Here is a 14,116-nt window from a genome sequence, read left to right on the forward strand (position 1 = left end):
AATTCGCGGGGGATTATTTCTGCTGCCCCGGAACGGTGAATTCGCGACCCCTGACCGGAAATGGTGACCCGCGAGCCGGAATGGCGAAGGGCCCGCCCGATGAATTCGGACGAGCCCTTCAGGATGCGCACTCAGACGGTCTCGGGCAGTTCTTCGAGACCCTCGGAGACCAGCTTCGCCAGCCGGTCCAGGGCGGCGTCCGCACCCTCGGCGTCGGAGGCGAGGACGATCTCCTCGCCGCCCTGGGCACCGAGGCCGAGGACGGCCAGCATGGAGGCCGCGTTGACGGGGTTGCCGTCTGCCTTGGCGATCGTCACCGGGACGCCTGCGGCCGTGGCGGCTCGGACGAAGATGGAGGCGGGGCGGGCGTGGAGGCCCTCGGCCCAGCCGACGTTGACGCGGCGCTCAGCCATGTGTTGCTGCCCTTCGGTTTTCAGGGTTGTCTAGACCAGTTTCCCATACGTGAAGCTGCCGGGGCAGTCCTGATGCACCGCCCCGGGTGCCGTCGGATCGCGGCCTCGACCCGACTGACGCCCTCCACAGACTGCCTCGCGCCGTTGTCAGACGCCAGACGTACTCTGGGGCCCATGCAGACCTCGCCGGACCGGCACGAGTATCCCGCCCACTGGGAAGCCGACGTGGTGCTGCGCGACGGCGGCACCGCGCGCATCCGGCCCATCACCGTTGATGACGCCGAGCGCCTGGTCAGCTTCTACGAGCAGGTCTCCGACGAGTCGAAGTACTACCGCTTCTTCGCGCCGTACCCTCGCCTGTCCGCCAAGGACGTCCACCGCTTCACGCACCACGACTTTGTGGACCGGGTGGGACTCGCGGCCACAGTCGGCGGCGAGTTCATCGCCACCGTACGCTACGACCGGATCGGCGCGGACGGAACGCCCGCGTCCGCGCCCGCCGACGAGGCCGAGGTCGCCTTCCTGGTGCAGGACGCCCACCAGGGCAGGGGCGTCGCCTCCGCTCTCCTCGAACACATCGCCGCCGTCGCCCGCGAGCGCGGCATCCGCCGCTTCGCCGCCGAGGTGCTGCCCGCCAACAACAAGATGATCAAGGTGTTCACCGACGCCGGGTACACCCAGAAGCGCAGCTTCGAGGACGGCGTCGTCCGTCTGGAGTTCGACCTCGAACCCACCGACCGCTCCCTCGCCGTGCAGTACGCGCGCGAGCACCGCGCCGAGGCCCGGTCCGTGCAGCGGCTCCTCGCGCCCGGCACGGTCGCCGTCATCGGAGCGGGGCGCACACCGGGCGGCGTCGGCCGCAGCGTCCTCGGCAACATCCGCGACGCCGGGTACACCGGCCGCCTCTACGCCGTGAACAGGGCACTGCCCGAGGAACAGAAGGAACTCGACGGGGTCCCCGCCCACCGCTCTGTGCGGGACATCGACGGCCCGGTCGACCTGGCGGTCGTCGCCGTGCCGGCCGAACACGTGCCCGAGGTCGTCACCGAGTGCGGCGAACACGGCGTACAGGGGCTGGTCGTGGTCTCCGCCGGATACGCCGAGAGCGGCACCGAGGGGCGCGAACGCCAGCGCGCGCTCGTGCGGCAGGCGCGCACCTACGGCATGCGGATCATCGGGCCGAACGCCTTCGGCATCATCAACACCTCCCCGCGGGTACGGCTCAACGCCTCCCTCGCGCCCGAGACGCCGCGACCGGGCCGGATCGGCCTGTTCGCCCAGTCCGGCGCCATCGGCATCGCCCTGCTGTCCCGGCTGCACCGGCGCGGCGGCGGCGTCACGGGCGTGACCGGCGTCTCCACGTTCGTCTCCTCCGGCAACCGGGCCGACGTCTCCGGCAACGACGTCCTGCAGTACTGGTACGAGGACCCCGACACCGACGTCGTCCTCATGTACCTGGAGTCCATCGGCAACCCCCGCAAGTTCACCCGCCTCGCCCGCCGCACGGCCGCCGCCAAGCCGCTGGTCGTCGTCCAGGGCGCCCGGCACGCGGCCGCGCCCCAGGGGCACGCCGTACGGGCGACCCGGCTTCCGCACGCGACGGTCTCCGCGCTGCTGCGGCAGGCCGGCGTCATCCGGGTCGACACCATCACCGAGCTGGTGGACGCCGGGCTGCTGCTCGCCCGCCAGCCGCTGCCGGCCGGGCCCCGGGTGGCGATCCTCGGCAATTCCGAGTCGCTCGGCCTGCTCACGTACGACGCGTGCCTCGCCGAGGGACTGCGGCCGCACCCCCCGCAGGATCTGACCACGGCGGCCTCGGCCGCGGACTTCCACACGGCCCTGTCGCGCGCGCTGGCCGACGACCGGTGCGACGCCGTGGTCGTCACCGCCATACCGGCGGTGGGGGAGGGCTCGGTCGCGGACGCGGCCCTCGCCGACGCGCTGCGCTCCGCGGTGGCCGCCGCCCCGGCCAAGCCGGTCCTGGTGGTGCACGTGGAGCTGGGCGGCCTGGCGGAGGCCCTGTCGGCGGCGGCGAGCACGGCACCGCAGGCCGAGGCGGGCGATCCTCCACACGTCGCCTTTCGCCCGACAGCCACCGAAGCCGGTCCGGCATCTGCCGGCGAACGACTCCCCACCGCCGAGGCTCCCGAAGGCGAGCACCTCATCCCCGCCTACCCCGCCGCCGAGCGCGCCGTCCGTGCCCTGGGGCAGGCCGTCACCTACGCGCAGTGGCGGCGCGACGCCACCGACCCCGGCAAGGTGCCCGAGTACGAGGACATCGACGAGAAGGGCGCCGCCACACTGATCGACGGGCTCCTCGCGCGCGGGCAGGGACTCACGCTCGGCGCGGACGAGACCTGCGACCTGCTCGGCCACTACGGCATCCATGTCCACCGCGCCCTGCCCGCCCCGACCCCCGACGCCGCCGCCGAGGCCGCCCGCACCCTCGGCTACCCCGTCGCCCTCAAGGCCACCGCCCCGCACCTGCGGCACCGCGCGGACCTGGGCGGCGTACGCCTCGACCTCGGGGACGAGGACCAACTGCTCAGGTCGTACACCGAGTTGACCGAGCTGTTCGGACCGCCGGAGGAGCTGCGCCCCGTCGTGCAGCGGATGGCGCCGCGCGGCGTGGACGTGGTCGTACGGGCCGTCATCGACCCCGCGGCCGGAGCCGTGCTCTCCTTCGGGCTCGCCGGGGCCGCCTCGCAGCTGCTCGGGGACACGGCCCACCGGCTGATCCCGGTCACCGACAAGGAGGCGACCTCGCTGGTGCGCTCGATCCGCACCGCGCCCCTGCTGTTCGGCTGGCGCGGCTCCGCGCCGGCCGACACCCGCGCCCTGGAGGAGCTGCTGCTGCGGGTGTCCCGGCTGGTCGACGACCATCCCGAGGTCGTCGCGGTCACCCTGGAGCCGGTCGTCGTCGCCTCGCACGGCCTGAGCGTCCTGGGCGCTTCCGTCCGCCTCGCGCCACCGCCCGCCCGTGACGACCTCGGCCCGCGGACCCTCCCCGCGTACTGACAGCGAACCTTCACCACGCACTGACCGGGGGCGAGCGGTGCCTCGCAGTCAGTGGTCCCCCGTAGGATGGGCGTCATGGCCAAGACCAGTACGACGACCCAGGGGCTGCGGGCGGCGATCGAGCGCAGCGGCTACTACCCGGCCCTTGTGGCCGAGGCGGTGGAGGCCGCCGTGGGCGGCGAGCCCATCCGGTCGTACCTGGTCCACCAGGAGACGACGTTCGACCAGAACGAGGTGCGGCGGCATGTGACGGTGCTCGTCCTCACGGACCACCGCTTCATCGTCAGCCACACCGACGAACAGGCCGCCGACAGCACCTCCCCGACGCCGTACGCCACGACGTCGACGGAGTCCGTGAAGATGAGCCGCATCTCGTCGATCGTGGTCAGCCGCGTGGTCGCCAACCCGGAGTCGTACAAGCCGGGCACCCTGCCCCGTGAGGTCGTCCTCACCATCGGCTGGGGCGCCGTCTCCCGCATCGACCTGGAGCCGGCCGCCTGCGGCGACCCCAACTGCGAGGCGGACCACGGCTACACCGGCAACTCGACGGCGGACGACCTCAGCCTGCGCGTCAGCGAGGCGGGGGACGGACCGGAGACCGTGCGCCAGGCGCTCGCCTTCGCGCAGGCCCTCTCCGAGGCGACCGCGGACACCGCCCGCTGATGGCACACCCCAAGACGGCCTGGGACCAGCACCCGGAACCGCTCACCGTCACCTCCGCGCCGGTCCCCGAGTACGGCAGCGGCTCCCTCGCCGACCTGCTGCCCACACTGGCCGCCGGCCAAGGCGTGCCGGGCATGAGCGCCTCGATCTCCGAGCTGACCCCCGCCGACCGGAACTGCGTGTTCCTGATCGACGGCCTCGGCTGGGAGCAGCTCCGGGCGCACCCCGAGGACGCCCCCTTCATGACGTCCCTGCTCGCCACCTCGCGCGGCGGCACCGGACGTCCGCTCACCGCCGGCTACCCGGCGACCACGGCCACCTCCCTCGCCTCGGTCGGCACCGGCCTGCCGCCCGGCGTGCACGGCCTGCCCGGCTACACCGTGCGCAACCCGGACACCGGCGAGCTGATGAACCAGCTGCGCTGGCAGCCGTGGGCCCCGCCCGGCCCCTGGCAGCCGTACCCGACGGTCTTCCAGCTGGCCCACGAGGCGGGCGTGCACGCCGCGCAGGTGTCGTCCCCGACCTTCGAGAACACCCCGCTGACCAGGGTCGCGCTCAGCGGCGGAACGTTCCTCGGGCGGCTGACCGGCGAGGACCGTATGGACCTGGCGGCCGAGCAACTGGCCGCGGGCGACCGCTCCCTGGTCTACACGTACTTCGCCGAGGTCGACGGCGCCGGCCACCGCTACGGCGTCGACTCCGACACCTGGCGCGGCCAGCTCATGTACGCCGACCGCCTGGTCCAGCGCCTGGCCGAGCAACTGCCGCCGCGCAGCGCCCTCTACGTCACCGCCGACCACGGCATGATCGACGTGCCCTTCGACGAAGAGCACCGCATCGACTTCGACGAGGACTGGGAGCTCAGCGCCGGAGTCGCCCTGCTCGGCGGCGAGGGCCGCGCCCGGCATGTCTACGCGGTGCCCGGCGCCGCGGGCGACGTCCTGACCTGCTGGCGCGAGGTGCTCGGCGAGCAGTTCTGGGTGGCCTCACGCGACGAGGCCATCGCGGCGGGCTGGTTCGGCCCGAAGATCGATGAACGGGTGTACGGCCGGATCGGCGACGTGGTCGCAGCCGCGCGCGACGACGTCCTGCTCATCGCCTCCGAGCGGGAGCCGAAGGAGTCGGCGATGGTCGGCAACCACGGTTCGATGACCCCCGCCGAGCAGCTGGTCCCGCTGCTCGAAGTACGCTCCTGAAGCCCCACCCCGATCGCCCGACCTCTCTCGCCGAAAGGTGCTCAACCCGACATGCCCGAGCTGGTGTTCTTCTCCGGAACGATGGACTGCGGGAAGTCGACGCTGGCTCTCCAGATCGAGCACAACCGCTCGGCGCGCGGTCTCCAGGGCATGATCTTCTCGCGTGACGACCGCGCCGGCGAGGGCAAACTGTCCTCGCGCCTCGGCCTGGTCACGGACGCGGTGGAGGTCGAGGACGGCCAGGACCTCTACGCCTACCTCGTCGACCACCTCTCGCAGGGCGGCCGCGCGGACTACGTGATCGCCGACGAGGCGCAGTTCCTCGCGCCGGAGCAGATCGACCAACTCGCGCGGGTGGTCGACGACCTGGGACTCGACGTCTACGCCTTCGGTATCACCACCGACTTCCGCTCCAAGCTGTTCCCCGGCTCCCAGCGGCTGGTGGAACTGGCCGACCGGGTCGAGGTGCTCCAGGTCGAGGCGCTGTGCTGGTGCGGCGCCCGGGCCACGCACAACGCCCGGACGATAGGCGGCGTCATGGTCGTCGAGGGCGCCCAGGTCGTCGTCGGAGACGTCACCCACTCCGCCGACGAGGTCGGCTACGAGGTCCTGTGCCGCCGCCACCACAGGCGCCGCATGACCTCGGCGACGGCCCGCGCTGCGGCCCTGTCCCCGGACGTGCTGCCGGTGTCGTCCTCCTGACCACGGGGCGGTGCCGTCAGCGCCGCCGTCGCAGCAGCGCGAACCGTGCCCCCTCCGGGTCCGCCACCATCGCCACCCGGCCGTGCGCCGTGTCGTGGACCGGCCTGAGGACCTGCCCGCCCAGATGCACCAGGTGGTCCAGGGCGTCATCGACGTCGTCGACCTGGAAGTACGTCACCCAGTGCGGGCCCCGGTCGCGGGGCAGCGCCTGGCCCAGCCCGTGGATGCCGGCGACAGGCCGGCCCCCGAGGTGCAGGGTCACGTAGTCGAAGTCGGCGGACACCACCGGCTCCTCCTGGTAGCCGAACACCGACCGGTAGAACTTGGCGACGCTCGCCGACTCGAAAGTCAGCAGCTCGTTCCAGGCGGGCGTGCCGGGGCCGCCCGAGACGGCCGTGCCGTGGTGAGCGGCGGCCTGCCGGACACCGAAGACCGCACCCGAGGGATCGGAACAGAGCGCCAGACGGCCGGCGTCGGCGGCGTCCAGCGGGCCCACGCCGATCGTGCCGCCGCAACTGCGCACCGTCTCGACGGTCAGATCCACGTTCTGAGAGGCGAAGTAGGGGGTCCACGCGAGGGGCAGATGACGGTCCGGCGGCAGTTGGCCGATGCCCGCCACCTCGTCTCCGCCGAGCAGCGCCCGTACGTACGGGCCGAGTTGCCCGGGGCCCGGCTGGAACTCCCAGCCGAACAGCGTTCCGTAGAACTCCTGGGTCGCGGCCGGCCCGTGCACCATCAGGCTCACCCAGCAGGGCGTGCCGGGCGCGTGCCGAGCGGGTCTTGCGCCGTTCGGGCCGGCGGACTCCCGTGCGTCGGTCATCGTCACTCTCTTCTCGGCCTCGCGGTGGGCGCGCTCTTTGCCGCCCACGGGGTACGCCCCGCGGGGCGGCCCCTGTCCGGGAGAATGCCTGACGGGCGGTGCGCTGCCCCTTGCGGCGCGCTTGTCGGCACGTGTCGTTCAGCTGTACAGCATGTGCTTGTTCCTGTACAGAGCGTGAACGTCCCGGTCCGGCCGAGCAGAGTAGCCGGACCCGCACGGCTCGGCCACCCCTGTGCGCGAGGATGGGGCCATGAACGCCATCATCTCCGCATCCGACCTCGCGAGCGATCTGACGGGTGCCAACCCGCCCGTCCTGCTCGATGTCCGCTGGCAGCTCACCACCGGCAAGGCGACCGGTGAGCCGCCCTACGACGGCCGGGCCGCGTACGAGGAAGGGCACCTTCCCGGGGCCGTCTTCGTCGACCTGGACCGGGAGTTGGCCTCGGCGCCGGGGGAGGGCGGCCGGCATCCGCTGCCCGACCTCGCGCGCTTCGGTGCCGCGATGCGCCGGGCGGGCGTGTCGTCCGGGACGCCGGTGGTCGTCTACGACGGCGGGCAGGGCTGGGCGGCGGCCCGGGCGTGGTGGCTGCTGCGCTGGACGGGTCACCCGGACGTGCGAGTCCTCGACGGCGGGTTGCCGGCCTGGGAGGGTCCGTTGGAGAAGACCGTGCCGACGCCGGCCGAGGGCGACTTCGTGCCCGAGCCGGGGGCGGCCGGCCTGCTCGACGCCGACGACGCCGCTGCGTTGGCGCGGTCCGGGGTGCTGCTGGACGCGCGGGCGGGGGAGCGGTACCGCGGCGAGGTGGAGCCGATCGATCCGGTGGCCGGGCACATCCCGGGCGCGGTGTCGGCACCCACTACGGAGAACGTGGGGGCGGACGGGTGCTTCCTCCCCGCCGACGAACTGCGCGCGCGTTTCAAGGGACTTGGCGTGACCGAGGACGCGCGGGTCGGCGTGTACTGCGGGTCTGGGGTGTCCGCGGCACATGAGGTCCTGGCACTGGCGGTCGCGGGCATTGCGGCGGAGCTGTACATGGGTTCGTGGTCTCAGTGGTCCTCGGACCCGGACCGGCCGGTGGCGGTGGGACCGGATCCTCGGTAACCCGGCAGGATCCCTCCCCGGTAACCGGACATGAGAGCGGGGCCGCACCCCAAGGCGCGGCCCCGCTCTCATGCGGCCGATCCGGCTACTCCTGCTTCTTGCGCCGCGTCCCGAACACGATCTCGTCCCAGCTCGGAACGGCGGCTCTGCGGCCCGGCCGGACGCCGTCGGCCTCGGCCTGGCGGTCGGTGGCCCCGACGAGCCGGTCGCGATGGCTGCCGACCGAGCGCGGCATGAGGACGTCCGCGTAGGCGGAACCGGCCGAGGCCGCGGGAGCCGGGGGCTCCTCCTCCTCGGCTTCGGCGACGGGCTCCTCCTCGGGCTCCGGCGCGGGCCGCTCCGGCACCACCAGGTCGCCGCGGAAGCTCGGCACCGCCTCCAGCAGGCTGGTCAGCGAGTCCCGTTCGCCCGTGCTCTCCTCCACCGGCTCGGACGCCGCCGCCGGAAGGCTGGGCCGCTCCCGGTCGGCGGAACGGTCCAGCGGCCGGTCGCGCGGCAGCCGGGCGATCCGCGGGACGAACGGGAAGCTGGGCTCGGGCGCGGCCAGGTCGTCGGTCTCGCCGATGAGCATGCGCGCCTCGTCGTCGACGGCCTGGACGAGCCGCCGGGGCGGGTCGTACGTCCAGCTCGCCGAGTGAGGTTCGCCCGCGACGCGGTAGACCAGCAAGACCTCCCAGGTGCCGTCGTCGCGGCGCCAGGAGTCCCACTGGACGGTGTCCTTCTCGGCACCGCGCAGCAGCAGTCGCTCCTGGACGGCCTCGCCCAGCGGCGGACCGGAGTTCTCGCCGGGGCGGCGGACGGGGGTCTTGCGGGCCCGCTCGGCCATGAACGCACGCTCGGCGAGCACCGGACCCTCGAAGCGGCGGACCCGGTCCACGGGGATGCCGGCCAGCTGTGCGACCTCTTCCGCGGTCGCGCCGGCACGTATACGCGCCTGGATGTCGCGGGGACGGAGATGGCTCTCCACCTCGATCTCGATCTGGCCGAGGCGAGGACGGTCGCCGCGCACGGCGGCGCGGAGCCGTTCGTCGATGGGAAGCGTGTACTCCGTGCTGTCCGCAGCCTTCAGCACCAGCCGTGTGCCGTCATTCGAGACGGCCACGACACGCAGTTCGGGCATGGGGACCTCCCGGGTGGTGCCTGCCGACGTCACGTGCGTCGCTGCTTCCGCTAGTCGAGTGTGGCCTGCCCGGGTGCAGCCTGCCACAACCTTGCCGAGTTGCCCGGCGTGTCGGGCGCGGGCCCTGGATCGCCGTTATGGCACGGTTACCTATTCGCAACGCTAAGTGACGAACTCTGTCACCCTGTGCAACTAGCCCCCTCCCGGCGGTCCTTAAAGGCCCTGCACACCCTGACGGGAGACCGGACCCAGGGCTCGCAACAGTACTCCATTCGGGCCACCTGCGTGGATTGGCGCGCCGTCCAAGTTGTGGCAAGGGGGCGGACTCGGCCGCTCGCTTGCCCGCTTTCCTCGATCTTGAACGTGGGGAACACCACCCCCGGTGCGGCCCTACGCCCCCAGCACCCTGCGCAAGTAGTCGTTCTGGAACCGCCGATCAGGATCGAGCCGGTCCCGCAACGCCGTGAACTCTTCGAAGCGCGGATACACCCGGGAGAAGTACTCGGCGTCCCTGGTGTGCACCTTGCCCCAGTGCGGACGTCCCTCGTGGGCGGTGAAGATGCGCTCGGCCGCGGTGAAGTACCGCTGGTAGGGCGTGCCCTGGAACATGTGGACGGCGATGTAGGCGGTGTCCCGGCCGGAGGCGGTGGACAGCGTGATGTCGTCCGCCGGGGCGGTGCGCACCTCCACGGGGAAGCTGACCTTCAGGCCGGAGCGGTCGACCATCGTCTTCAGCTCGCGCAGCGCCTCGACGACGGCCGCGCGCGGAACGGCGTACTCCATCTCCACGAAACGCACGCGGCGCGGAGACGTGAAGACCTTGTAAGGGATGTCGGTGTAGGTCCGCGCGGACAGGGCCTTGCTGGAGATCTGGGCGATCGCGGGGATCGTGGCGGGCACCGCGCGGCCGACCCAGTTGGCCACCTGGAAGACCCCGTTGGAGAGGAACTCGTCCTCGAACCAGCTCTGGAGCTGCGGCACCGGGCGCTCCGGGCCCGCGCTGCGGTTGTTGCGCTTGGTGTTGGTGCTCCCGGTGTGCGGGAACCAGTAGAACTCGAAGTGCTCGTTCTCGGCCCAGAGTTCCTCGAAGTCGGCGAGGACCCGGTCGAAGGGCATCGGCTCCTCGCGGGCCGTGAGCAGGAAGACCGGCTCCACGGCGAACGTGATCGCGGTGACGATGCCCAGGGCGCCGAGGCCGATGCGGGCGGCGGCGAAGACCTCCGGGTTCTCCTTCTCGGAGCAGGTGAGGACCGAGCCGTCGGCGGTGACCAGTTCCAGACCCTTGATCTGGGCGGCGATCGAGCCGGAGTCACGGCCCGTGCCGTGCGTGCCGGTACTGGTCGCCCCGGAGACCGTCTGCTCCATGATGTCGCCCATGTTCGTCAGCGACAGGCCCTCCCGGGCGAGGGCCATGTTGAGTCTCTTGAGCGGGGTGCCGGCCTCCACCGTGACGGTCATGGCCTCGCGGTCAATGTCACGTATGCCCGTCAACAGTTGAGGGCGGATCAACAGCCCGTCCGTCGCCGCTATGGACGTGAAGGAGTGCCCCGTGCCGACGGCCTTCACCGTCAGGCCGTCCTCGGCGGCCCGCCGCACGGCGGCGGCCAGCTCGTCGACGGACGCCGGGGTGACCTCCCGCGCGGGACGCGCGCAGACGTTGCCGCCCCAGTTACGCCACGTGCCGTTCTTTCCGTTCGCTGTGCTGCTCAACGGAGCCTCCCCGACCCGTAGCCGGCCGCTTGAGCCGACGGAATCCGAGGAAACCCACCGCGACCGCGACGGCCCCGGCCACCGCCGGAACCCCGTACCCGGCACGTGCCCCGGCCGCGTCGATCACCCAGCCGGCCGCGGAGGAGCCGAGCGCGACCCCCACCGCGAGCCCGGTGCTCACCCAGGTCATGCCCTCGGTGAGCTGCGCACGTGGTACGTGCTCTTCGATGAGGGACATCGTCGTGATCATCGTCGGAGCGATGGACAGTCCCGCAACGAACAGCGCCACGGCCAGAAACGGCAAGTTTCCGACCAGTAGGAGGGGGATCATACTCACGGCCATGGCACACACGCCCAGCAACCACCGGCGTTCCGGAGCCCCGGCGAAGCGCAGCAGTCCGAAGACCATGCCCGCCACACAGGAACCGGCCGCGTACAACGCCAGGACGATGCTCGCAGCGGCCTTGTGCCCCTCCTCGTCGGCGAAGGCCACGGTGACCACGTCGACCGCCCCGAAGATCACCCCGGTCGCCACGAAGGTGGCCACCAGGACCTGAAGGCCCCGCGAGCGCAGGGCCGTGCCCCCGCCGCGGTGCTCGCGCGGGTGCGGCACCGGCTCGGTGGCGCGCTGCGCGGTCAGCCAGAAGACGCCCACGGCCAGGAAGCAGGCGGCGAGCAGGGGACCGGCCTCCGGGAACCAGGCCGTGGACAGGCCGATGGAGATGATCGGCCCGAAGATGAAGCACACCTCGTCCATCACGGACTCGAAGGAGTACGCGGTGTGCAGTTGCGGGGTGCCCCGGTACAGGGCCCCCCAGCGGGCCCGGATCATCGCGCCGACGCTCGGCACGCAGCCGACGCCGGCGCACGCCGTGAACAGCACCCAGTCCGGCCACCCGAAGTGCACCGCGCACAGCAGGACGGCCGCCGAGGTCAGAGAGACCAGCGTCGCCGGCCGCAGCACCCGCCGCTGGCCGTACTGGTCCACCAGCCGCGAGACCTGCGGCCCGGCCACCGCCGCCGCCAGCGCGATGGTGGCCGACAGCGCACCGGCCAGGCCGTACCGCCCGGTGAGCTGGGAGACCATCGTGACGACGCCGATGCCCATCATCGACAGCGGGAGACGGCCGAGGAAGCCCGCGGCGGAGAAACCCTTGGTGCCGGGGGCGGCGAACAGGGCGCGGTAGGGGCTGGGCACGGGGTCTCCGAAAGGCTCAGTAAGCTGCGAACGCAGTCGACACAGATTACGCCTCGGGGGGCCCGACACACTCGTCAAGGCCTGCGGGGGCCGGCCGCCGGGCAGGTGTCACCCCGCCGTTTCCCGGCTGTCAGTGCGGGGTGGCAGGATCGACGCATGCCAGACGCGCGCGATGTCAGCCCCTACGACGCCCTGCTCCTGCTCTCCTTCGGCGGCCCGGAAGGCCCGGACGACGTGGTCCCGTTCCTGGAGAACGTGACGCGTGGGCGAGGCATCCCCAAGGAACGCCTCAAGGAAGTCGGGCAGCACTACTTCCTCTTCGGCGGGGTCAGCCCCATCAACGACCAGAACCGCGCCCTGCTGGACGCCCTGCGCAAGGACTTCGCCGACCACGGCCTGGACCTGCCGGTCTACTGGGGCAACCGCAACTGGGCGCCGTACCTGACGGACACGCTGCGCGAGATGGTCCGCGACGGCCGCCGCCGCATCCTGGTCCTCGCCACCAGCGCCTACGCCTCGTACTCGGGCTGCCGCCAGTACCGCGAGAACCTCGCAGACTCGCTCGCCACCCTTGAGGCCGAGGGGCTGGAGCCGCCGAAGGTCGACAAGCTACGGCACTACTTCAACCACCCCGGCTTCCTCGAGCCCATGGTCGACGGCGTGATCCGCTCCCTCGCCGAGCTGCCCGAGGACGTCCGGGACGGGGCGCACCTCGCCTTCTCGACGCACTCGATCCCGACGGCCTCCGCCAACACCTCCGGGCCCGTCGAGGACCACGGCGACGGCGGCGCGTACGTCAGGCAGCACCTGGACGTGGCGCAGCTGATCGCGGACGCCGTCCGGGAGCGCACCGGCGTCGACCACCCCTGGCAGCTCGTCTACCAGTCCCGTTCCGGCGCCCCGCACATCCCGTGGCTGGAGCCCGACATCTGCGACCACCTCGACGAGCGGCACGCGGCCGGTGTCCCGACCGTGGTGATCGCCCCCATCGGGTTCGTCTCCGACCACATGGAGGTCCTCTACGACCTCGACACGGAGGCCAAGGCCAAGGCGGAGGAGCTGGGGCTGCCGATGCGCCGCTCGGCCACGGTCGGCGCCGACCCGAGGTTCGCCGCCGCGATCCGCGAGCTCGTCGTGGAGCGCGCCGCCGTCGAGCGCGGACAGGAGGTCACGCCCTGCGCCCTGGGCGCCCTCGGGCCGAGCCACCACCTCTGCCCGGTCGGCTGCTGCCCGGCCCGCGCCCCCCGGCCCGCCGCCGCGGGCGCCGACAGCACCTACGCGTGAGGAGCCCCGTGACCGACCCCCTGCACCAGGACCTGCTCGTTCTCGCTCAGGAGGCCGCCCGGCGCGCGGGCGCGCTGCTGCGGGACGGACGCCCGGCCGACCTCGCGGTGGCCGCGACCAAGTCCAGCCCCATCGACGTCGTCACGGAGATGGACATCGCGGCCGAGAAGCTGATCACCGGCCTGATCGCCGAGCGCCGCCCGGACGACGGCATCCTCGGCGAGGAGGGCGCCGCCACGGAGGGCACGAGCGGCGTCCGCTGGGTCATCGACCCGCTCGACGGCACGGTCAACTACCTGTACGGGCTGCCCACCTGGTCCGTCTCCATCGCCGCCGAGCAGGACGGCGAGACCGTCGTCGCAGTCGTCGCGGTCCCGATGCGCGGCGAGACCTTCCACGCGGTGCGCGGCGGCGGTGCCTGGGCCACCGGCCTCTGGGACGGCGAGCGCAGGCTGGCCTGCCGCCCCGCGCCGCCCCTGGACCAGGCGCTGGTCTCGACGGGCTTCAACTACGTGGCCGAGGTCCGCGCCCACCAGGCCGAGGTCGCGCAGAGGCTGATCCCGCTGCTGCGCGACATCCGGCGCGGCGGTTCGGCCGCGGTCGACCTGTGCGACCTGGCCGCCGGACGCCTCGACGGCTACTACGAGCGCGGCCTGCACGCCTGGGACCTCGCGGCGGGCGACCTCATCGCCCGGGAGGCGGGCGCACTGACCGGTGGACGCCCCGGAGAGCGACCGTCAGGGGATCTGACAGTCGCGGGTACCCCGGGCGTCTTCGAGCCCCTCCAGCGCCTCCTGGAGGACTTCGGCGCCTGGCACGACTGATTCCGCGATACCCCCGGAACGACGGAGCGGGCCCCGGCGCTGGATTCGCCGGGGCCCGCTCCGTAC

Annotated in this window: 12 protein-coding genes; 7 read left to right on the forward strand and 5 right to left on the reverse strand. The window is 72.5% G+C overall.

From position 1 onward, the window contains the following. Positions 1–131 precede the first annotated feature (131 nt). On the reverse strand, positions 132–413 hold the full coding sequence (locus ACFZDA_RS00590; RefSeq protein WP_003993478.1) for an HPr family phosphocarrier protein: 282 nt from the start codon (positions 411–413) through the stop codon (positions 132–134). 174 nt (positions 414–587) lie between these two features. Here ACFZDA_RS00590 and ACFZDA_RS00595 point away from each other — a divergent pair, with 174 nt between their 5' ends. From ACFZDA_RS00595 to ACFZDA_RS00610, 4 genes are all read left to right on the forward strand, one after another. Beyond that, a complete protein-coding gene (locus ACFZDA_RS00595; protein WP_391072755.1) occupies positions 588–3,431 on the forward strand; it encodes a GNAT family N-acetyltransferase in 2,844 nt (947 codons plus the stop codon). A gap of 66 nt (positions 3,432–3,497) precedes the next feature. Next, on the forward strand, positions 3,498–4,094 hold the full coding sequence (locus ACFZDA_RS00600) for a DUF5998 family protein (RefSeq protein ID WP_020270574.1): 597 nt from the start codon (positions 3,498–3,500) through the stop codon (positions 4,092–4,094). Then, positions 4,094–5,290, forward strand: a complete 1,197-nt coding sequence (locus ACFZDA_RS00605) for an alkaline phosphatase family protein (RefSeq protein ID WP_391072758.1) — start codon at positions 4,094–4,096, stop codon at positions 5,288–5,290. The genes ACFZDA_RS00600 and ACFZDA_RS00605 overlap by 1 nt, the downstream gene beginning before the upstream one ends. A 51-nt stretch (positions 5,291–5,341) precedes the next feature. Continuing rightward, positions 5,342–5,992: a thymidine kinase gene (locus ACFZDA_RS00610; protein ID WP_010034989.1), complete on the forward strand. Its 651-nt coding sequence runs from the start codon at positions 5,342–5,344 to the stop codon at positions 5,990–5,992. A 16-nt stretch (positions 5,993–6,008) separates the two neighbouring features. Here ACFZDA_RS00610 and ACFZDA_RS00615 read toward each other — a convergent pair whose 3' ends face one another. Continuing rightward, complete coding sequence (locus ACFZDA_RS00615) at positions 6,009–6,812, reverse strand: VOC family protein (protein WP_391072762.1); 804 nt, start codon at positions 6,810–6,812, stop codon at positions 6,009–6,011. 250 nt (positions 6,813–7,062) lie between these two features. Here ACFZDA_RS00615 and ACFZDA_RS00620 point away from each other — a divergent pair, with 250 nt between their 5' ends. After that, positions 7,063–7,914 carry a rhodanese-like domain-containing protein gene (locus ACFZDA_RS00620; protein ID WP_391072764.1) on the forward strand — a complete coding sequence of 284 codons (852 nt, stop codon included), beginning with the start codon at positions 7,063–7,065 and terminating at the stop codon, positions 7,912–7,914. 85 nt (positions 7,915–7,999) lie between these two features. Here the strand turns inward: ACFZDA_RS00620 and sepH are convergent, their stop codons facing one another. The 3 genes from sepH to ACFZDA_RS00635 all read right to left on the reverse strand — a co-directional run bounded on the left by sepH (position 8,000) and on the right by ACFZDA_RS00635 (position 11,942). Next, on the reverse strand, positions 8,000–9,034 hold the full coding sequence (gene sepH / locus ACFZDA_RS00625; RefSeq protein ID WP_391072767.1) for a septation protein SepH: 1,035 nt from the start codon (positions 9,032–9,034) through the stop codon (positions 8,000–8,002). A 390-nt stretch (positions 9,035–9,424) separates the two neighbouring features. Continuing rightward, positions 9,425–10,744: a D-arabinono-1,4-lactone oxidase gene (locus ACFZDA_RS00630; RefSeq protein ID WP_391072770.1), complete on the reverse strand. Its 1,320-nt coding sequence runs from the start codon at positions 10,742–10,744 to the stop codon at positions 9,425–9,427. Beyond that, entirely contained in the window at positions 10,704–11,942 is a 1,239-nt protein-coding gene (locus ACFZDA_RS00635; RefSeq protein ID WP_391072773.1) for an MFS transporter, read from the reverse strand. Before ACFZDA_RS00635 ends, ACFZDA_RS00630 begins: the two co-directional genes overlap by 41 nt. Before the next feature lie 156 nt (positions 11,943–12,098). Between ACFZDA_RS00635 and ACFZDA_RS00640 the strand changes: the two genes are divergently transcribed. After that, positions 12,099–13,226, forward strand: coding sequence for a ferrochelatase (locus tag ACFZDA_RS00640; protein WP_391072775.1), 1,128 nt, complete (start codon positions 12,099–12,101; stop codon positions 13,224–13,226). An 8-nt stretch (positions 13,227–13,234) separates the two neighbouring features. Then, positions 13,235–14,050 (forward strand): inositol monophosphatase family protein, encoded by an 816-nt coding sequence (locus ACFZDA_RS00645; protein ID WP_391072778.1) that lies wholly within the window; start codon positions 13,235–13,237, stop codon positions 14,048–14,050. Positions 14,051–14,116: the final 66 nt, after the last annotated feature.

Source organism: Streptomyces sp. NPDC007991 (assembly GCF_042958445.1).
Lineage (GTDB): Bacteria > Actinomycetota > Actinomycetes > Streptomycetales > Streptomycetaceae > Streptomyces.

Coding starts and splice junctions, on each gene's coding strand:
- ACFZDA_RS00605 (WP_391072758.1), top strand. CDS start 4,094: ATGGCACACCCCAAGACGGCCTGGGACCAGCACCCGGAACCGCTCACC.
- ACFZDA_RS00600 (WP_020270574.1), top strand. CDS start 3,498: ATGGGCGTCATGGCCAAGACCAGTACGACGACCCAGGGGCTGCGGGCG.
- ACFZDA_RS00620 (WP_391072764.1), top strand. CDS start 7,063: ATGAACGCCATCATCTCCGCATCCGACCTCGCGAGCGATCTGACGGGT.
- ACFZDA_RS00590 (WP_003993478.1), bottom strand. CDS start 413: ATGGCTGAGCGCCGCGTCAACGTCGGCTGGGCCGAGGGCCTCCACGCC.
- ACFZDA_RS00610 (WP_010034989.1), top strand. CDS start 5,342: ATGCCCGAGCTGGTGTTCTTCTCCGGAACGATGGACTGCGGGAAGTCG.
- ACFZDA_RS00615 (WP_391072762.1), bottom strand. CDS start 6,812: ATGACCGACGCACGGGAGTCCGCCGGCCCGAACGGCGCAAGACCCGCT.
- ACFZDA_RS00595 (WP_391072755.1), top strand. CDS start 588: ATGCAGACCTCGCCGGACCGGCACGAGTATCCCGCCCACTGGGAAGCC.
- ACFZDA_RS00640 (WP_391072775.1), top strand. CDS start 12,099: ATGCCAGACGCGCGCGATGTCAGCCCCTACGACGCCCTGCTCCTGCTC.
- sepH (WP_391072767.1), bottom strand. CDS start 9,034: ATGCCCGAACTGCGTGTCGTGGCCGTCTCGAATGACGGCACACGGCTG.